This is a genomic window from Kaistia hirudinis, from assembly GCF_014196455.1.
GTDB classification, from domain to species: Bacteria; Pseudomonadota; Alphaproteobacteria; order Rhizobiales; family Kaistiaceae; genus Kaistia; species Kaistia hirudinis.
The window spans coordinates 320,979-340,385 of the sequence record NZ_JACIDS010000004.1 but is presented as its reverse complement, the minus strand read 5'-3'; the positions used below and the strand labels follow the sequence as shown (position 1 = coordinate 340,385).

Here is a 19,407-nt window from a genome sequence, read left to right as displayed (position 1 = left end):
CGCTCAGCGCGGGCCGAAGAGGTCGATCACCTCGAACCGGTTCGTCCGGTCATAGCTGTGCAGGCCGCTATTGCGGCCGAAGGGCTTGGCGCGCGTCAGTACCGCCTGCTGGAATCCGGTCTCGTCGAGTTGCTCGATTGCCGCGAAGGCGAGCCGCGCGCCATAGCCGCCGGCGCAATCCTGTGCCGGACGGACGAGCTTGCCGCCGATATCGAGAATCCGCCCGCCGGGTCGCGCGGCGGTGAGGTCGACCAGCACCGGATTGGCGGGATGCGGCCGCCACGGCCCCTGCAGGCGATCCGCGCGCCACAGCACTAGCGTGTCCCAGCTCGACGCCCAGCGCGCCCGCTCGGCGGCGAACAGCCACCAGCCTTCGTCACGCCGCAGCAGCGTCGCATCGGCAAGGTCCTCGCCCTCGATAAGGGTCGCCGCGAACGTCCAGCGCTCCGGGAACGGATCGGCGCGATAGAGCTCGACCGTCCGCCGGGCCGAGGTCTCCGGGATCATCCAGATCGCCCCCTCCGCCTCGAACACGAACGGATAGGAGAGATGGTCGGGACCTTCGAGGATCGGGACGGGGTGCGACGGCGTTCCGTCCACCGCGAGGCGGCTCAGCGAGAGAATGCCGCGTCCGGTCGCATAGGGATATTCCTCGACGAACAGGAACGTCTCGCCGCCCTGCTCGAACAGGAACGGATCGGCATAGAAGCGGCGGCCATCATCGGCGAGACGGCGGAACCCCTCGGGGCCGAGCGCCGGCAGGCCGTCGCCACGGCGCGGGCGGAGCGCGACATGCCAATCCGGCGCGCGGCCGAGGAGGCGCGCGAGGCGGCCGGCAATGCGCGTCTCCAGCGCGCGAAGAAAGAAGGCGGACGTCGAGCCACTCTGATGGGCCGGCCTTTCGGCCGCACCGAGCGCAACAGGCCGGCCGGCGGCGAGGCGGCGGATCTCGACCGCCAGCATGTCGGCAGCCCGGCCCGCCAGCATGTCGAGCGCAGCAGCAGCGTGATGCGGCGTCTCCACGGCCGGGTGCCAGCGCGAGAGAACGGCAGCGCTTGCGCCATCATCCAGCACCGTCTCGAACACGGGACTACGTGACGCGAGCACCGCATCGGCCGCACCCGGACCGAAGGGAAGACCGTCGCAGACGAGGCGCAGCAAGGGGGCGGTTGCCGCCGAGGCCGGCGCGTCTGTCAGGTCGAGGATGAGATCCGCGAGGCCCGACGCCGTGGCAAACGGCCTTAGAGTCTCAAACGCGACGCTCTCGCAGGCGCCGCCGGGCCGGCCGCCGGAGATGAGCCGCTCCAGTTCGAGGAGCCGCGCCAGCCCGCGCGGGGTGCGCGCGGTTCCCGGCGCCGCGACGACACGCACCCCTGTCCCCGGCATGGCCGCGACGCGCGCGACGAGGTGGCTCTGCCAGAGCTCCACTGCGGCGGGGTCGAGCCGGACCTCGATCAGCATGCGTCCCATCCTCGATTAGCGTCGGCTTTACGGCTCGCAGCCAATATGAGCCGCCGAGCCCTGCGGTTCGCGAAGGACGATCCTATTGGCGAAACGTAAGTATCTCTTCTACACGCGCTCGCTCTCGGGCGGCGGCGCGGAGCCGGTCTGGGCGCAGCTCGCCTCGCTTTTCGCCGAGAATGGCGACGAGGTCGTGCTGGCGCTCGACACCTATGGCGAGCCGGCGACGCCGCCGAGCGCGGCGCTGCGCATCGAGATCGTCGGTGCCGGCGCACGCCAAGGGATCGGCGCACTGGCGCGGCTCATAAGGCAGATGCAGCCGGACGTCGCGCTGTCGGCGATCGCCGCCAACACGCTGAAGCTCACGCTCGCCAGTCTGCTCGCGAGTCGTCGCACGCCGCTCGTCTTCTCGGTGCATGGGCTGGTCGAGCACCGCTCCGGCAAGCTCTCGGCGGCCGCGATGTACGGACTGCCGCTGCTCGGCCGCGCGGCCCGCCGTATCGTCGCGGTCTCGGACGGCGTGCGGGACGCGCTGGTCAACGACTGGGGCGCTGATCCCGCGAAGACGGTGCGGATCTACAATCCCGTCCGCCACCAGCCCCCGATCGGCAGCGCCGTGGCGCTCGCCGCGCGGGCGCCGCATGTCGTCGGCGTCGGCCGCCTGTCGCCCGAAAAGGGCTTCGACGTGCTGATCGATGCCTTCGCGAAGTCCCGTCACGCCGGCGCGACGCTCTCGATCGCCGGTGCGGGCCGCGAGGGTCCGGCGCTGCAGGCGCGGATCGCGGCGCTCGGCCTTTCGGAGCGCGCACGGCTCGTCGGCTTCATCGATCCGGCGGCGCTCTATCGGTCGGCGCGGCTCTGCGTCGTCCCCTCCCGCTCGGAAGCCTTCAGCCTCGTCGCGGTCGAAGCGCTGTCGGCCGGTCTGCCGGTCGTCGCGACCGATTGCGACGGCCCGCGCGAGATCCTCGCGGGCGGCATCGGGCGCATCGTCCCGATCGACGATCCGGCGGCGATGGCGGCCGCAATCGACGCGGCACTGGCCGATCCCGGTGATCCCGCGCCGCGGATCGAGCGGGCGCAGGCATTTTCGACCGAGGCGAGCTTCGCCGAATGGTCGAAGCTGCTCGATGCGGTCGTCAGCGAGAGCCGCTCACGCTAGCCGGCCATCCGCCGTGACGGCGCCGCCCTTGGTCGGCCCGGCGGCGAGCCTCCGATGGCGCTCGAAGAGGCGCGGCATCTGCACCGAAGTCGAATAGGGCACCGCCTTCTGGCGGATCGCCTCGGGATCGAGCCGCCCTCCAGCAATCGCCCGGTGCAGATCGATGAACGCCGCGGCGAGCCGATTGGCTGACGTTGCCGGGTCGGCGCCGCGCTCGATCAGGAAGCCGCTCTCGCCCGCGACCACGAGCGGATCGAATTGCGGCAGGCGGATCGCGCCGATGGGGCGCCCGCTCGCGATCAGCTCGAGCAGATAGCAGGGCATGCCCTCGAAGAACGAGGTGAGGATTCCGGCATGGCTGTTCGCGATGATCGCGGCGACGCCGGCCGCGTCCTGGAAGCCGTGCCGGACCGTGAACGGCTCGATCGCGGCAAACTCGGCATAGCGGTGCGGATCGCTCGTGCCGACATAATGGAACTCGAACCGGCCGCCGAGCGCGGCATGGATCAGCCGCATCGTCTCGAACATGAGCGGCGGATCCTTGAACGCGTCGAGCCGCCCGGCGAAGACGATGCGGAAGACATCGGCCGGCGGGAACGGCGTCGCGCGGAAGCGGTCCATATCGACCGAGACGGTCAGCATTTCCGACTTCGCGGCGAGGCGCGGCGCGATGCGGCTGAGCCGCTCGATGATGTTGTCGTTCACGCAGACGATGCGGCTCGCGAGCGACAGCGCGATCCGCTCATTGACGAGGTTCAGATACCAGAACCGCCGGATGAGCGAATCCATCCGGTCCTTGCGGCTGCCCTCGCCATGGACGATCTGCACCACGGGCCGGCCGAGCAGCCGGCCGATCAGCCCGAACTCGAAGCGCTGCAGCTCGGTCGTCGCGGCCTCGCCCGCCCCGAGGCGGCGGATCGTGCCGAGATGGCGCAGCGCGCCGAGCGCGAAGCGCAGCGTCACGGATTGATGCAGCCGGCGGGCGGCGCCATGGATCTCGGCGTCGGGAATATGCGCCACCGGCAGGAAATCGATCAGGCGTTCGCCCGCCTGGATGCGGATCGGGCGGCCGAGTTCGAGATCGCCGCGCTCGTCGACGCCGACGAGCAGCACGGAGAAATCGGCGGGATGGCGCTGATACATGAGGCGCACATGCGTCTCGATCCCGCCGACCTTGGAGCCGCGCGGATCGATCGGATGAAGCATGGTCAGGCGATGGACCATCGGGGCGCTCAGAGGTCGCGGATCGGCGAGATGTGATGCGGGTTGCGCCGCCGGTCGACACGGAGCCTCCGGTCGTCGCCGCCCTTGAGGCGGTAGCGGAAATAATAGCTGAGCGAGCGGACATAGCGCTTCATCAGCCGGCGCGGCTCCTGCAGCAGGCGCCAGACCCATTCAATCCCGATGCGCTGCCACAGCCGCGGCGCGCGGCGGGTCGCCCCGGCGATGAAGTCGAGCGCGGCGCCGATGCACACGAAGATCACGCCCTCCGACCGGCACACGGCGAGGTTCGCGAACAGCTCCTGCTTCGGCGCGCCGAGCGCCACGAAGCAGATGCGCGCGCCCGACGCCGCGATGTCACCGGCGGCCTGCTGCGCCGCAGCCCCTTCCGGATCGAAGCCGAGCGGCGGCGATTCCGCGCCCGCGACGATGAGGCCCGGCGCCTCCTTCTCCAGGCGCTCGATCGCCCGATCGCGCACGAAATCGGCCGTGCCGAAGAAATAGACGGGGATGTGGGCCGCCGCCGCGGCCTTGCAGAGCGGAATGACGAGATCCGCGCCCGTGACGCGCTCGATCGGCGCGCCGCGATCCTTGGCGATCAGATCCTTGGCCATCACCACGACGGGCGCGCCATCGGCGCTCACATAGCTCGCGCGCTGATAGGCGGCGCGAAAGCGCAGATGGTCGCGCAGCTTGACGAGATGATCGAGATTAAGCGTGAAGACGGTACCGCCGCGGCGATTTTCCGCGTCGTCGACGATCCGCCCGATCAGTTCGCCCTGATCGCGTATGTTGAGACGGCCCTCGGCCATGCGCACGAGATCGAAACGCGCGTCGTCATGATCGAATTCGGAGGCTCTGTTCGGCATCATCCCGGACCCTCGCTTTCATCCAGCGAAGAACCGCAGAAGGCCGGCGCATTCAAGAATAGATTAAAATTGTCCGTGTCTTGCGTTAACGGGGCATCGCGACAATCCAATACGAAATCCAATTCACTCGTCTTTTCAATCTTCTGCGGGAATGGCGCCCGTTAAGGTAAATGACGGGTTTCGGCGCGCCTCCCCGCGCGGGGTGCTATGCGTGGACCGTCCGCTCCCTGGGAAACGAAGCCGGGATCGGGGCCGGAGAATCAAGGCCGGACGATCAAGCCCCATGCGACCGACCCGACGCGATACCCTCGCCCTCCTCGCGGCAGCGCTCGCCGGCGGCATGCCGCGGCTGGCGCGCGCCGAGAGCCCGACGCTTGCCGCAGCGGCGGCCGAGGCCGGCATCACTTTCGGGACGTCGATCGCAGGCGACACGCTCGCCGACCCGGCGCAGGCCGCGCTCTACCGGCGCGAGGCCGCGATCTTCACCGTCGACTACGCGCTGAAGTTCGGCCATCTGCGCCCGACGGAAGACGCGTTCGAGACGGCCGATGCCGATGCGATCCTCGCCTTTGCCGGGTCGACGCCCGTGCGCGGGCACACACTCGCCTGGAACGAGAGCCGCCCCGACTGGCTGATGGCGCTCTCCACCGCCGAGAAGCGCAAGGCGCTCGACCGCCATATCGACGAGACCGCTGCCTATTATGCCGGCCGCCTGCACTCCTGGGATGTCGTCAACGAGCCGTTCTGGCCGGGGCACGGCCTGCCGGGCGGCTTCCGCGACGGGCCGTGGATGGAGGCGTTCGGCGAGGGCTATGTCGAGCGCGCCTTCCGCCGCGCCGGCGCGGCCGATCCGCATGCCCGGCTGGTGCTGAACGAGGCAATGGCCGAGCGCTGGGACGAGACGGGCGCGGCGATCCGCGCCGGTCTGCTGCGCCTCGTCGACCGGCTGCAGGATGCCGGCGCGCCGCTCGATGCGGTCGGTCTGCAAGGGCATTTGCTGCCGCGCTATCCCCATGACGACAATGGCTTCGCCGATTTCCTCGGCGAACTGGCGACGCGGCGCGTCGACATCTACATCACCGAACTCGACGCGGACGATTCGACCTTTCCTAACGACATACCCGCGCGCGACGCCGCAGTCGCGGCGCGCTATCGCGATTTCCTCGCCGCCGTGCTCACCGTTCCCGCGGTGAAGATGGTGATCACATGGCAATTGGCCGACAGCGCCAGCTGGTACGAGCACGCGGCGCGCGAAGAGGATCCGGACGCCACGCGCCTGCCGCGCCCCCTGCCCTTCGACGCGCGCTTCGCGCCGAAGCCGGCGCGCGACGCAATGCTGGGCGCGTTCGGCAGACGGCGGGTCTAGCGTCGAGCCACAGGATCGGGCAGCCCGATCCGCGCCGCCAGACGGGCGATGAGCGCCGCGTGATCCGCTTCGGCGGCCTCGTTCCAGCGCTTGAGATTGGCAAGCGCGTGGCCTGCCGCCCGTTCGAGCGCATCCGGCGCGGCGAGCCGGGCGATGATCGCGGCCGCGGCCGCCGCCGGCTCCGCCGAATCGACCAGCAGGCCGGATGCGCCGAGCACCTCGCGATAAACCGGCATGTCAGTGGCGATCACGTCGAGCCCGCCATGCTGCGCCTCCAGCAGCGTCAGGCCGAGCCCCTCGTCCTTGGAGGTCGAGATCAGCGCGTGCGTCGCGGCGATCTGCGCCCGCGCGGCGTCCGGCTCCAGATAGCCATGCAGCGTCACGCCCGGCGCCTTCTTGAGCGCTTCCGTCTCCTCGCCCCAGCCGAAGCGGCCGATGACGTCGAGCTGCGCCGGACGCCCGGCGGCGCGGAGCGCCGCGACGATGGCGGCGGCGGCTCTCAGATCCTTGCGCGGCTCGACGGTGCCGATCGCGACGAGGCGCAGCGTCTCGCTCGGGTGTGGTGTCCGGCGGTCGCGGGCAAGATCGGCGATGCCGAACACGTCGCGGATGCGCGGACGATAGAGCGCGATTTCGGCGTCGTTCCGCGCGAAGCGGGCGATGTCGGCCCGCGTCGTCTGCGAATTGACGAGCAGGAAAGGCAGCCGCTTCAGCGCGAAGGCGAAGGCGGGCGCCATATAGCGGCGGGCCCGCCAATTGAGGTCCTGCGGCCGCGTCAGCAGGAAGCTGTCGTGGATATAGGGGATGACCCGCCGCCCGAAGAGCGTCATCGGGATCGAGGGCGGAAATCCCGGACAGAGCGCGATCGCCTGTCGGTCGCGCGCCAGCAGCAGCGGCAGGCGCAGCGTCTGCGTCGCGATCATGCCGGCGGTCCCGCCCGAAGAACGCACCGGCACGACGGGCAACGGCGCCAGCGCCTCGGCGGAGAAAAGCTCCAGCGTGATCCGCTCGAGCCCGGTCACGTGGCGGCCGAGATGGCTCTCGTCGACATAGATCCGCGGGGGAAGCATCAGCTTATCGCCCGGGCGCTCGCCACCGCGACGGGAACGGCACGCACAGCGACGATGCCGCGCAGCGCCGGCACGATGGAGGCCAGTTCCTCGAACAGCTCGGCAATATCGTCACGGCCGACTTCGGCGGCATCAACGACCATCAGCACGTCGTCGGCGAGGTCAGCGAGCCGCGAAAAGAGCTCGGGTGGACAGGCGGAGCCGAGGTCCACCACGATATGGCCGAACCCATCGGCGACATCCTCCACGGTCTCGGCAATGCGCGCGCCATGTGTTGCGACCGCACGGCGGAGTTCCGCGCTGGCGGCCGGCAGCAGCACGATCGAGGTCCCGTCCAGCCGCGCACCGATCTCGGTGGCCGGCGCATCGGCCAGCTCGACATCGAGAATGCCGCGCGCCTCCCTTCCGATCAGTGCGCTGGCCGCATTCATGCTGCCGCCATTGACGTCGACCAGGAGCGTCTCGGTGCCATCACGCGCCGCCGTCTCGGCGAGACCGACGGCGACGGCGGCAATCGCGGCGGGCGCCGCCGTGCCGAAGACGATCCGCACAACGGGACCATCGGTCTCGTCGGACCGTGTCAGTGCGGCTGCGAGATCGTCCAGCGCGTCGCCGGCGCCTTCCGTGAAATCGGCCAGTCGCTCGGCAGCCTCACCGGCCGGCAGTTCGGCCCCCGAGAGCAGCGGCGCCGGCATGGGCAGCACGGCCAGCACGGCCGGATGCGCAGGCGCATCCGCCGCCTCGGGTTCGGCCGCCCGCGGCGCATCCGGCGGCAGGGTCCGCGCGACGCGCGCGCGGGGACGGCCGAAATAGAGCGCGAGCGAGACACCCGTGCCAAGGCCGCCGATCAGCGCGAGCGCGAGGATGACGGATTTGCGCGGCTGCACCGGATAGAGCGGCACCTGCGCCGGCGTGACGATGCGCACATCGGGAACCTGCAGATTTTCCTGGAGGCCTGTCTCCTGCGCGCGCGCCACGAAGGCGCGATAGACGTCGCGCCGGATCGTCGCCTCGCCCTCGAGTTCCTTGAGCCCCACGCCGGCCTGGCTGCTGTCGCCGACCTGCCGTGTCGCCGCCGCGAGGGCGGCGCCGGTGGCGTCCGCCTGGGCGCGCGCGAGATCCGCGTCGATCCTGGCCTTGGCGGCGAGGCTCTTCAGCTCCTGCAGGACCAGCGCGCGGGTTCGGACGATCTCCGCTTCCAGCGACGCCATCTTCGGATGCCGGCTGCCGAGGGTCTCGGAGAGTTCCGCCTGCTGCTTCTGGACGATGGCGAGTTCAACCTTGAGCCGGCCGAGCACGGGCGAATCGACGCCGTCCATGGCGGGCCCGAAATCCGGGCTGCCGCTGCGCGCCAGGCTGTCGATCGTCCGCCAGCGCTCGGCGGTCTGGTCGGCCTTGAGCTTCGCCTCGACATTGGCCTGGTTGAGCTGGGTCAGCGTCTGCTCGTCGACCGGTTTGCCGTCGACCTGCAACAGGCCATGCTCGGCGCGGTAGCGCTGCACGCGCTCGTCGGCCTCGCGCGCCTTGTTGCGGAGATCATCGACCTGCCGCAGCAGGAGATCATTGGCCTGCCGCGCCGCATTCTGCTTGGCCTCGGTCGAGCTCGCGACGAAGGCGGACGCCACAGCGCGCGACAGCGCGGCGGCCTTTTCGGGCGAGACCGAGGAGGCGATCACGTCGACGACATAGGTGTCGGCCGTCCGCTCTGCGCGGACATGCTCGGCGAGCGAGCGCACCACGCTATCGAGATCGCCCGCCCGGCCCGTGCCGCCGAATTCGGGATCATCGATGAGGTTTTCGGCCAGGACGACATTCTTCAGCGTCGAGAACGCCGTGACGAGGTCAACCTGCGTCTCGATCCAGCCGGGCTGCGGCCCGCCGCCCTGATTGGCCGTGAGATCGGAGCCGACGATCTGCTTGTCGCGCGGATCGAGCAGCACGCGGGTCGTCGCGCTGTAGATCCGCGTCGCCGTCGCGACATAGGCATAGGCCGCGCCGAGGAAGAGGGCCAGCACGAGTGCGATCACCCACCAGCGCCGCACGAGGATGCCGAACACGGCCGAAAGGTCGATCGCATCGCCCGGCGCGCCGGCCATGGCCGGTGCGTCGGCCGGAATCGGCCTCCGATCGAGCGCACCTGCGAGCGTGCCTACCATGCGATCCGTCGGACAATGCGTTGCTGACATGCCGGCAGGACCGGCGGAAGACCCACGCCGACTATGCCCCGGACGACATTAACGATCTCTAAATCATCATCTTCAGGAACGCGCCCGGCCATCAATGCCTGATTAACGTATTATTAATTACGAAATACGTTCAAATCGATTGGATATTCATATCATCGTTAACAGATCGTGACCCAATCATCATGATTTTCATCAGAACGATCGATAGTTCGTTTAACAATATCCGTACAATTTGAGGCAGTTTGGTCGTTTTCCTTCGTCTCGCCCGAGGCCGCGTTGTAGTTTGCGGCGGGGCAAATCACGAGGGTGTGGAACGGTCGCGACGCCATCATGGAAAGCGGAACCAAGGCGAAGGCTCGCCATGTCGAGACGCTGCGTGGCCTCGCCTGCCTGCTGCTCGTTGCCTATCACGTGATCGGCAATGATGCCGGCCATGGCATGCATGTCTCGGATGGGAGCCCCTGGCGGGCCTTCACCGAGATCTTCATCCATATCCGCATGCCGATGTTCTCGTTCATCTCCGGCTATGTGTTCTCGTCGGCGGTCGCCGATGGCGCGGCGTTCACCACCGCCGTCACGAAGAAGCTGCGCCGCATCGGCATTCCCTTCGTTGTCGTCTCGACCCTGTTCTATTTCACCTTCGGCTCCGTGACGACGACGCCGGTGCAGGTGCCGCTCTGGCAGATCTATGTGCTGCCCTATGAGCATTACTGGTATCTGCAGGCGACGCTGCTGATCATGGTCTTCCTGCTCGCCGTGGCGCTCGCCGCCGGTGTCTGGCGCGCATGGGCTTTCGCCCTGCTGCTGCCGGTCGCCATCGTAATCTTCGTGATGGCGCCGAGCTTCGATCCCAATCTCTTCGCGATCGATTCCGCGCTCTATCTGCTGCCCTATTTCCTGCTCGGCCACCTTCTGAAGCTCTGGTCGCTGGATCGGAAACTCGGCGACGATCCCCGCATCCGGCGACCGGTGTTGCTGGTCGCCGGCGGACTGGCGCTGACGCTGTTCGTGCTCGACGTGCTGAGCGTCGAGAAGCGCATCGCGCTCGACTTCTCGCGCCAATCGGCGGCCGGCCTCGCGCTCGGGCTCTCGGCCTGCCTCGCCCTCTTCTTCCTGCGGCCGAAGAGCCGGCTGCTCGAATGGATCGGCCTCTATTCCTATTCGATCTATCTCTTCCACGTCTTCGCGACCGCGGGCCTTCGGCGCGTCCTGATGACCAATCTGCCGGAGACGCCGCGCCTCGTCTTCTTCGCCCTCGCGCTCGTGGCAGGGATCGGCATTCCCATCGCGATGCACCGCCTCTTCATCCGCTACCGGCTGAGCGCGCTGCTGCTGCTCGGCATCGATCTCAAGCCGCGGCAGGATCGGGCCGCGCCGGAACTGCTGCCGGACATGGTGCGCCGATGAGCTATGGCGCAGCCGCGCAGCCGAGCCGGGTGCTGCCGGTCCCAAGCCTTGCGACGCTGGCCGCGGCCATGACGGCGCTCGCCGTGCTGACGCTGTTCCTGGTCTCGTCCAAGGTGCTGCAATGGCTCGGCCTGCCCTATGCGACGAGCGGCGGTTCCGCGCTCGCGAAATTCCATCCGGCGACCTTCCTCGCCATTGCCGCGCTGCTGCTCGCGGCCGCCGCCACCGGCTTCGGCCGCTTCACGGCAAGGGCCGCGATCGAACGGCCGGGACTCGTGGCCTTCGCCTTCGCGATCCTCCTGCTGCTGTTCCAGGCCGTCATCATCCAGAAACTGCCCCTATCGGCGATCGTCGATACCTTCATGCTGCCGCTGGCGCTGTTTCTTGCGATCTGCGCCCTGTCGGACCGGACCGGCAGCCGGCTGGCGCTCGTGCTGCACGCCGTCTTCTTCGCCAATTCCGCGATCGGCTATCTCGAATACACGACCGGCTTCCGCCTCACGCCCTATTACATGGGCAGCGAGGTGATCACCTATGACTGGCGCGCCACGGCGCTGTTCGGTCATCCGCTGTCGAATGCCCTGATCACGGGTGCCTATCTGCTCGTCCTGGCCAATGGCGGCGGCAAGCGCTTCGACGTCCGCCTCATGGCCTTCCTGCTCGTGTTCCATCTCGGCGCATTGGCGGCCTTCGGCGGCCGCGCGGCGACCATCGTGGTTCTGGCGCTGCTGGCCCTGCGCGGCGGCGTCGCGAGCCTCGGCATCCTGGCGGGACGGCCCGTCTCGCGGCGTGCCGTCATCACGGTCGCGGTGGTCGCGACGCTCGTGGCGACGCTCGGGACGCTGGCCGTCCTCGGCGGCTTCCTCGACAGCTTCCTCGATCGTTTCCAGGACGATCACGGCAGCGCCAATACGCGCATCGCCATGTTCCATGTCTTCGACGGCACGAGCTGGCACGACATGGTCTTCGCGCCGGATCTCAACCACATCGCCGCGAACCAGCGCCGGCTCGACCTCGCCATCGCGATCGAGAGCTTCATCGTCGCCTTCTTCGCTTATTACGGCGCCGTGACGATGATCCTCTTCTTCGCCGGGCTGCTCGCCTTCTGCGCCGAGATCATCCGCGTCACGGGCGCCTCGGCGATCATGCCGATCGTCTATTTCTTCATCGTGTCGTCGACATCGACCGGCATCGCCAACAAGACGGTCGATCTCGGCATGCTGACGGCAATGCTCCTCCTCTTCCTGACGCCGCGCTTCCTCCCCGCGGCGCGAAGGCAAGCCCGTCCATGCTGATCCGCCAGACCATGCGCTACCTGCCGGCCCAGGTGCTGGCGCCGGCATTCCAGCTCCTCTCCATGGTGGCGTGGACCTATTGGCTCGTCCCGCACGAGATGGGCTCCTTCGTGCTGGTCACGGCGACGCAGGAATTCGTCGGCCTGCTGACGCTGTCCTGGTTCTCGGTCTATGCGCTCCGCTACATGCCGTTCGAGCGCAGCGGCCGCGAGCGCGAGGATTATCTCCACACCGAGACTGCGATCGTGCTGCTCTCGCTGCCCGCGAGCCTTGCCGCAGCGGCGATCGCGGCGCTGATCTTCGGCAGCGGCACGCCGACCGCTGGCAGCATCGCGATCGTCGCGCTGTTCTTCGCCAGCCGGGGCACCAATACGCATTATTCCGAACGCGCCCGCGCCCAGTCGAACATCCCGGCCTATACGATCCTGCAGGTCGGCGGCCCGGTCTTCGGCTTCCTGATCGGCCTCGCCTTCGTCGCATTCTATGCGCCGACGGCCGACATGCTGCTGCTCGCCTATGGCATCGCCCAGATCGGCGCGAGCCTGATCGCGGCGCCGATGATCGGCATCCGCCTCGTGCCGCGCCGCGTTCACGCCCGCTTCCTCAAGGCCGCGATCGGCTATGGCGGGCCCGTGCTGGTCCTCTCTGGGCTCGGCTGGGTCGCGGAGAACAATTTCCGCTACATCGTCGAGCATATGGCGGGCGCCGCCGCCTTCGGCCTGATGGCGGTCGGCTGGGGCCTCGGCCGCCGCTGCGCCTCCTTCGGCGCCATGCTGGTCGCCGCCGCCGCCTTCCCCATCGCCGCGCGCCTGCTTAACGAGGGACTACGCGCCGAGGCGATGGCACAGCTCGCCACCAATGCCGCCCTCCTCGTCGGCTTGCTCGCGCCGATCGTCGCCGGCCTCATGCTGGTCGGCGGCCCGGCCACGGATCTGCTGATCGCCGAGTCTTATCGCGAGACGACGCGCGCGATCCTGGGCCTCTCCGCCCTCGCCGGCGCGCTGCGCTTCCTGCACATCCATGTCACGGACCAGCTCTTCGTGCTGGAACGGCGCATCGCCTATGCCGGCATCGTCGACATCGTCGAGATCGCCGCGACGGTGGCGCTCACGGTGGCCGGCCTTGTCTGGTACGGCCCGGTCGGCGGCGTGATCGGCAATGCGGTCGGCTCCGGCCTCGCGACGCTGACGAGCCTCGCGCTGGCGCGGCGCATGGCGTTCCGCTTGCCCGGCACCGATCTCCTGAAGGTCGCGGCAGCGACGGCAATCATGGCGGGCGCGCTCGCCCTGCTGCCGTCTCCGGAAAGCGTGCCGGCACTGGTTGCGACGATCCTCGCCGGCATGGTGGTCTATGGCCTCGCCATCGCCGCGGCCTATGCGCCGCAGGTGCGGGCGATCATCGCCCGGCGCCTCGCCGGCAGGACGCGCGCCGCGCGCGCCGCCTGAAGGCAGCCGCACGGGCGAAGGACCCACAACAGAAGAACGGTCGGTGAAAACGCTCAGGCGGCGCGGCGGAGCGCGCTGCGCACGATGCGGGCGAGCGCCGGATGGCGCTTCACATAGGCCTTGGCATTGCGATAGCCCAGGCTCGGCCAGCCGCGCCAGGAGAGCGGCTCCTCGATCATGGCGAGCGGAATGCGCGCGACCTCGAAGCCACGCTTATAGGCATAGTCGCCGATCGTGAAATCGAACGAGCGGAAGCCGCGGCGAAACAGCGCCTCCATGGTGCGCTCGATCACGAGGCGCCCGGGCGAGCAATTGGCCCAGTCCCCGGTGCCGGTGCTGATCCGCACCATGGCGTAGTGGTCGCCCTGCGCGATGCCGACGAGGCCCGCGACCAGTTCCTCCCCCGCGACGAGGCCGGAGATGAAGGCCGTGCCGTCATCAAGCCCCGCCAGAACGAGGTTGCGATAGAAGTCCGAAAAGACCGGCTCGTCGAGAAAATAGGGCTGGCCGAGTTCGCGCATGCGATCCGCCTGCTGGGCCTCCAGAAGGCTATAGAGCCGCAGCGCCGCGTCGCGATCCGCGGCGATCACGAAGCGGGCATCCTCGTGCCGGGTGAACACGCGCCAGAAGCGCCCGAGTTCCTTGCGATTGTGCTTCTCGAGTCCCTTGAGCCAACCCTCCCAATTCGTATCGATGCGGATGAGATTGCCGAAGAGGTTCGAGGGACTGCCGCCGAGCGCGAGCGGGAGCGGGTTCGGCCGTCCCATCAGCTCGACGGGCAGCTTGTCGGCGCGCAGGAGATCCGCAGCCGGCAGCGTCGCGCGGACGGCGGCCCAGAGCGATCGGGCCGTCTCGGCATCGACCGGCGCGGCGGGTCCCAGTAGCGGCGCGTTGTAATCGGTGATGCCGCCATCGGCGAACTCGACCGTCCGCAGCCGCCCCTCGCGGAGGACGAGCGGCAGCGCAAGCGCCGGCGTGCCGTCGGCAGCGACGACCGAGACGAGCAGCGGCGTAGCGTCGCCGGAGCGCGCGATCTCGCGATACCAGCGCCCCAGCCACGCCTCGGATTGGAACGGCGTCGCCTGCGGCAGATCGAGGAAGGGCCGCCATGACATGGCGGCCTCTTCCCAGGTGCGGTCGACCGTGACGCGCCACGGGCTTGGGCTGGCCTGCATCGCGGCGCCTCCTGAAATGGTCTGATCGAGATGGACACCGGATCGCGGGACGAGACCGCGACCGGTCAAAGCGGAGACACGACCCGGCGTTTCGACGAGGCGCCGGGTCGCTCAAGGCTTCCGGTTCAGCGGACGATATAGGCGGGGATGTCGACGATCGGGTTGTTGGCGCTGCGGCCGAGCCGGAAATCGACCGGCAGCACGCGACGCCGCTCGCGCTTGAACCAGGGGCTGCGGCGCCAGCCCGCCTGCAGCGATGCCTTGGCCCAGAAGGCCGGGCCGGCGATCTGCCGGCGCTTCGGCGCGACGCCGAAATGCTGGCGCAGAATGCCGTTCGCCATCGTCACCATCTGCGAACGACGGATTTCCTCGGTCCAGTGCTCGGTCGTCATCGAGATCGACAATTCGCCGTGGTTCTCGACGCGATGCGGCGCATTGAGCTCCCAGGTCAGCATCTCGCCCGGCTTCAGGTCGAAGACCAGCGCCTGACGCTCGAATTCGGGATCATAACGCAGCCCGACTTCCAGCCCGGTGAGGGCGATCTTCTCGAGCTCGGCCTGCGGCAGATAGGGCTCCTCTGCCGGATAGAGATAGACGCGCTTCGATCCGGCGATCTGCCAGAGCGCCTGGCCCGGCAAATCGGCGTGATAATGCGCTTTGGCATAAGGCGACGAGATCAGGATGCCCATCTCGTGGCCGAAGGAATTGAAGCCCGGTACGCGCTCACGGACCTCGCCATAGATCTCCTGCACGAGATCGTAATAGCGCGGATCGACGCTCTTGAGCTCGCGCAGCTGCAGCCAGAGGCCGCCGGCGGCGATCTTGTCGATCACCTCGCGGCCGGTCAGATCGCCGACCTCGCCGCGCCGCCAGACCTTCTTGGCCTCGCCGACGGACGAGGTGCGGATCAGCGAATAATGCTCGATCGGATAGCGCTGGATGAGTTCAGCGAGACCATCGGGCGAGAAAAGCGGGTGCTCATGCAGAGTGTGGCTGATCTTGAGCGGCTTCTGGCCCCAGCCCTTTGTGCAGTCCTCGGTCCATTCACGGAAGATCGATGCCGTCATTCCGGCCTCCCCAGTAACGCGCTGAATCTTTGAATAGAATTTTAGACAAAGGCGCAGGGAACGGCCACGAAATGGCTGAATCAGAGTAAACGCGAAGGCGTCGGAATCGACGTGTTTTCCGGGTATTTCGGACCAAGTCGCTGGCAGCAAACGCGATCCGGATTCGCTATTCGGTTAGGAGAATCGTCGCCCGTCCGGCGATCGGGATCGTCGAGGGCGCCTCGGTGCCATCGGCATCGGGATCGCGGCTGTCGAGGAGCGTCCGCCAGCCGCGCTGAGCCGGCGGCAGCGTGACCGCCGCATCGCCCTCGCCGCCCTTCAGCACGAGGCAAAGCCGCTCGGCAACGCCGTCGCGGCGGCCGGCGAAGACGGCGACGAGGACCTTGCTGTCCGGGCTCGACCACCCCTCGCCCTCGAGCGGCTGTCCGTCGGCACCGAACCAGGCGACGTCGGGCGCCTCCAGCCCGTCACGCGGCGCGCCGGTCAGCAGGCGGGAATCATGCAGCGCGGGATGATCGCGGCGGAGCGCCACCGCGCGCGCGGTGAAGGCGAGCAGGCCGCGATCCGCGGCGGCCCAATCGAGCCAGGCGAGCGGAGCGTCCTGCGCATAGGCATTGTTGTTGCCCTGCTGGCTGCGGCCGATCTCGTCGCCCATCGAAAGCATCGGCGTGCCGCGCGAGAACAGGAGCGCCGCAAGGAGCGCGCGCATGTCGGCGGCGCGGCGCGAACGGATCGCCGGATCGTCGGACGGGCCTTCCACGCCATTGTTCCAGGAATGGTTCGCATCCGTGCCGTCGCGATTGTCCTCGCCATTGGCGGCATTGGCCTTCCGCTCATAGGAGACGAGATCCGCCAGCGTGAAACCATCATGCGCGGTGACGAAATTGACGCCCGCCGACAATGGCCGATGGCGACCGGCGAAGATGTCGGCCGAGCCGGCGATCCGGGTCGCGAGTTCGCCAACCAGACCGCCCTCCCCGCGGAAGAACCGGCGCAGCGTATCGCGATAGCGGTCGTTCCATTCGCCCCAGCGCCCGGGAAAGCTGCCGAGCTGATAGCCGCCCATGCCGATATCCCAGGGCTCGGCGATCATCACGAGATGGCGCAGCACCGGATCCTGGTCGATCGCGGCAAGGATCGGCGCGGCCGCGTCGAAGCCGTCGGCGCGCCGGGCGAGGGTCGAGGCGAGATCGAAGCGGAAACCGTCGAGACCGGTCGCCGCCCAGGTCCGGAGGCTGTCGAGGATCAGGCGGACTACATGCGGATGTTCCGCGGCCAGCACATTTCCGCAGCCGGCGTCATTGACGTAGAAGCGCCGGTCCTCCGGCACGAGGCGGTAATAGCTCGCATTGTCGAGGCCGCGATACGCGACGGTCGGGCCGAGATGGTCGCTTTCGCCGGAGTGATTATAGACGACGTCGAGGATCACCTTGATGCCGGACGCATGCAGCGCATCGACCGCGGCGCCGATCTCGGCGAAGCCGCCGGGCGCGAGGCGCGGATCGGGCGCGCAATAGGTGATCGGGTTGTAGCCCCAATAATTGGTGAGGCCGAGCGGCCCCAGATGCCGTTCGTCGAGCCAGGCGGCGGCCGGCATGATCTCGACCATGGTGACGCCGAGCGACTTTAGATGCGCCACCGAAGCCGGATGCGCGAGTCCGGCAAAGGTGCCCCGGACCCCGGTCGGAAGCGCCGGATTGAGCCGCGTGAAGCCGCGCACATGCAGCTCATAGATGATCTCGCCATCGAGCGAGACCGGCGCCTTGCGCGCGGCCGGCGGCGCGATCGGCGCCGTCACGATCGCCTTCGGCACGAAGCCGGCGCTGTCGACGCCGTCGCGCTCCGTCAGGCCGTCGCGCCGCAGGTCGAACAGCGGCGGCTCGAGGTCGAAAGGCCGGTCGAGCGCCAGCGCATAGGGATCGACGAGGAGCTTCGCCACGTTGAAGCGATGGCCAGTCTTGGGCTGCCAGGGCCCCTCGGCGCGGAGGCCATAGCGCGCGTCGGGCACAACGCCGTCGATATGGCCATGATGGACGTCGCCCGTCCGTCCGCAAAGACGGATGCGGCGAAGCTCCGTCTCGCCCGTCGCGTCGAACAGGCAGAACAGGATCGCCTCGGCATGCGCGGACCAGACCGCGACATTGACGCCATGGCGCGCGGGCATGACGCCGAGCGGCTCCGGAACGCCAACCCCATCCGACAGTTCGACAGCGACCATGCCTCAGGCCCGCTCCGCCAGGAGCGAGCGATAGAGCGCGGCATAGCTCGCGGCCGCGCGCAGCCAGGACACGTCGGTCTTCATCGCGTTCTTCTGCAGCTTCTTCCAATAGGCCCGGTCGCGCCACAGCACGGCCGCCCGGCGCAGCGCCGCCTCATACTGATCGCCCGTGACGGGCGCGAACTGGATACCCGTGCCGATGCCGGCGGCGCGCGCGACGTCATTGGCATCGATGATCGTGTCGGCCAGGCCGCCGACACGGCCGACGAGCGGGATCGCGCCATAGCGCAGCGCGCAGAGCTGCGTCAGCCCGCAGGGCTCGAAGCGGGACGGCACCAGGATCACGTCGCTGCCGGCCTGGATCAGATGCGCCAGCCCCTCGTCATAGCCATGCGCGATCGCGACGCGGCCGGGATTGCCGATCGAGGCGAGGCCGAAGCCCTCGGCGAGCCCCGGCTCGCCGGAGCCAAGCACCGCGAGCTGGCCGCCATCGGCGAGCAGCGTGCCGAGACGGTCGAGGACCAGATCGAGGCCCTTCTGCCAGGTGAGACGGCTGACAATGCCGAAGAGCTGCGCATCGGGATCGACGGCAAGGCCGAGGCGCTCCTGCAGCGCCCGCTTGTTGGCGGCGCGCGCCGCTCCATTCGCCGCGTCGAAGGGCGCGGCGATATGCGGGTCGGTCGCCGGGTCCCAGACCGAAATGTCGATGCCGTTCAGGATGCCGGTGAGCGCGGTACCGCGTGCCCGCAGCAGCCCGTCGAGCCCCATGCCGCCCTCGGGCGTGCAGATTTCGCTCGCATAGGTCGGCGAGACCGTGGTGATCCGGTCGGCGAGCTGAAGCCCGGCCTTGAGGTACCCAATCGTGCCGAAATACTCGACGCCGCCGACCGAAAAGGCGTGGTCGGGCAGGCCGAGCGCCGGCAGCAGCTCGCGCGGATACTGGCCCTGGAACGCCATGTTGTGGATCGTCATCACGCTCGGCGGATGCGGACGACCGGAATAGCGCAGGAAAGCCGGCGTAAGACCCGTCGGCCAGTCATGCGCATGCACGATGTCGGGCTGATAGGCCGGCACGAAGCTGAGCCCGAGATCCGCCGCGATGCGCGAGAGCGCGGCGAAGCGGATCGGATTGTCCGGCCAGTCGCGCCCGTCGCCGCCGACATAGGGATTGCCCGGGCGGTCATAGAGATGCGGCGCGTCGAGCACCATCAGGTCGAGCCCGGCGGCATGTGCCTTCAGGAGCCGCGCATCGCCGCCATAGAACCAGTGATAGACATAGACTGTCTCGGCGCCCTCGATCGCCTTGAGCACGGACGGATAGCCCGGCACCAGCGTCGTCACGGCGATGCCCTCGGCGGCCAGCGCGCCGGGCAGCGCGCCGACGACGTCGGCGAGCCCGCCGGTCTTGACGAATGGATAGATCTCGGAGGCGACCGAGAGAACCTTCAGCTGTTTCATGCTCGACCAT

14 protein-coding genes are annotated in these 19,407 nt (G+C 68.5%); 5 read left to right on the top strand and 9 right to left on the bottom strand.

Going from position 1 to position 19,407, the window contains the following annotated elements; translation table 11 throughout:
- Positions 1–3: 3 nt before the first annotated feature.
- On the bottom strand, positions 4–1,461 hold the full coding sequence (locus GGR25_RS16285; RefSeq protein ID WP_183399888.1) for a glucosamine inositolphosphorylceramide transferase family protein: 1,458 nt from the start codon (positions 1,459–1,461) through the stop codon (positions 4–6).
- An 85-nt stretch (positions 1,462–1,546) separates the two neighbouring features.
- Here GGR25_RS16285 and GGR25_RS16280 point away from each other — a divergent pair, with 85 nt between their 5' ends.
- Positions 1,547–2,620 (top strand): glycosyltransferase, encoded by a 1,074-nt coding sequence (locus GGR25_RS16280; protein ID WP_183399887.1) that lies wholly within the window; start codon positions 1,547–1,549, stop codon positions 2,618–2,620.
- Here the strand turns inward: GGR25_RS16280 and GGR25_RS16275 are convergent.
- Entirely contained in the window at positions 2,612–3,844 is a 1,233-nt protein-coding gene (locus tag GGR25_RS16275; protein WP_183399886.1) for a glycosyltransferase, read from the bottom strand. The genes GGR25_RS16280 and GGR25_RS16275 overlap by 9 nt on opposite strands.
- An 8-nt stretch (positions 3,845–3,852) precedes the next feature.
- Positions 3,853–4,713 (bottom strand): WecB/TagA/CpsF family glycosyltransferase, encoded by an 861-nt coding sequence (locus tag GGR25_RS16270; protein WP_246409859.1) that lies wholly within the window; start codon positions 4,711–4,713, stop codon positions 3,853–3,855.
- 280 nt (positions 4,714–4,993) lie between these two features.
- Here GGR25_RS16270 and GGR25_RS16265 point away from each other — a divergent pair, with 280 nt between their 5' ends.
- Positions 4,994–6,076: an endo-1,4-beta-xylanase gene (locus GGR25_RS16265; protein ID WP_183399885.1), complete on the top strand. Its 1,083-nt coding sequence runs from the start codon at positions 4,994–4,996 to the stop codon at positions 6,074–6,076.
- Here GGR25_RS16265 and GGR25_RS16260 read toward each other — a convergent pair.
- Complete coding sequence (locus tag GGR25_RS16260) at positions 6,073–7,146, bottom strand: glycosyltransferase (RefSeq protein ID WP_183399884.1); 1,074 nt, start codon at positions 7,144–7,146, stop codon at positions 6,073–6,075. The genes GGR25_RS16265 and GGR25_RS16260 overlap by 4 nt on opposite strands.
- A complete protein-coding gene (locus GGR25_RS16255; protein ID WP_183399883.1) occupies positions 7,146–9,302 on the bottom strand; it encodes a GumC family protein in 2,157 nt (718 codons plus the stop codon). The genes GGR25_RS16260 and GGR25_RS16255 overlap by 1 nt, the downstream gene beginning before the upstream one ends.
- A 360-nt stretch (positions 9,303–9,662) precedes the next feature.
- Between GGR25_RS16255 and GGR25_RS16250 the strand changes: the two genes are divergently transcribed.
- From GGR25_RS16250 to GGR25_RS16240, 3 genes are read left to right on the top strand one after another with little or no spacing between them, the layout of a single operon-like run.
- The gene (locus GGR25_RS16250; protein ID WP_183399882.1) at positions 9,663–10,739 is read left to right on the top strand and encodes an acyltransferase family protein; all 1,077 of its coding nucleotides are present in this window, start codon (positions 9,663–9,665) and stop codon (positions 10,737–10,739) included.
- Positions 10,736–12,034, top strand: a complete 1,299-nt coding sequence (locus GGR25_RS16245; RefSeq protein WP_183399881.1) for a VpsF family polysaccharide biosynthesis protein — start codon at positions 10,736–10,738, stop codon at positions 12,032–12,034. The genes GGR25_RS16250 and GGR25_RS16245 overlap by 4 nt, the downstream gene beginning before the upstream one ends.
- On the top strand, positions 12,028–13,479 hold the full coding sequence (locus tag GGR25_RS16240; protein ID WP_183399880.1) for a lipopolysaccharide biosynthesis protein: 1,452 nt from the start codon (positions 12,028–12,030) through the stop codon (positions 13,477–13,479). Before GGR25_RS16245 ends, GGR25_RS16240 begins: the two co-directional genes overlap by 7 nt.
- Before the next feature lie 53 nt (positions 13,480–13,532).
- Here GGR25_RS16240 and GGR25_RS16235 read toward each other — a convergent pair whose 3' ends face one another.
- From GGR25_RS16235 to glgA, 4 genes are all read right to left on the bottom strand, one after another.
- Complete coding sequence (locus tag GGR25_RS16235) at positions 13,533–14,654, bottom strand: GNAT family N-acetyltransferase (RefSeq protein WP_183399879.1); 1,122 nt, start codon at positions 14,652–14,654, stop codon at positions 13,533–13,535.
- 125 nt (positions 14,655–14,779) lie between these two features.
- A complete protein-coding gene (locus GGR25_RS16230; protein ID WP_183399878.1) occupies positions 14,780–15,721 on the bottom strand; it encodes a hypothetical protein in 942 nt (313 codons plus the stop codon).
- A 166-nt stretch (positions 15,722–15,887) separates the two neighbouring features.
- Positions 15,888–17,939, bottom strand: a complete 2,052-nt coding sequence (gene glgX / locus GGR25_RS16225; protein WP_183399877.1) for a glycogen debranching protein GlgX — start codon at positions 17,937–17,939, stop codon at positions 15,888–15,890.
- 3 nt (positions 17,940–17,942) lie between these two features.
- The gene (gene glgA / locus GGR25_RS16220; RefSeq protein ID WP_183399876.1) at positions 17,943–19,397 is read right to left on the bottom strand and encodes a glycogen synthase GlgA; all 1,455 of its coding nucleotides are present in this window, start codon (positions 19,395–19,397) and stop codon (positions 17,943–17,945) included.
- Positions 19,398–19,407: the final 10 nt, after the last annotated feature.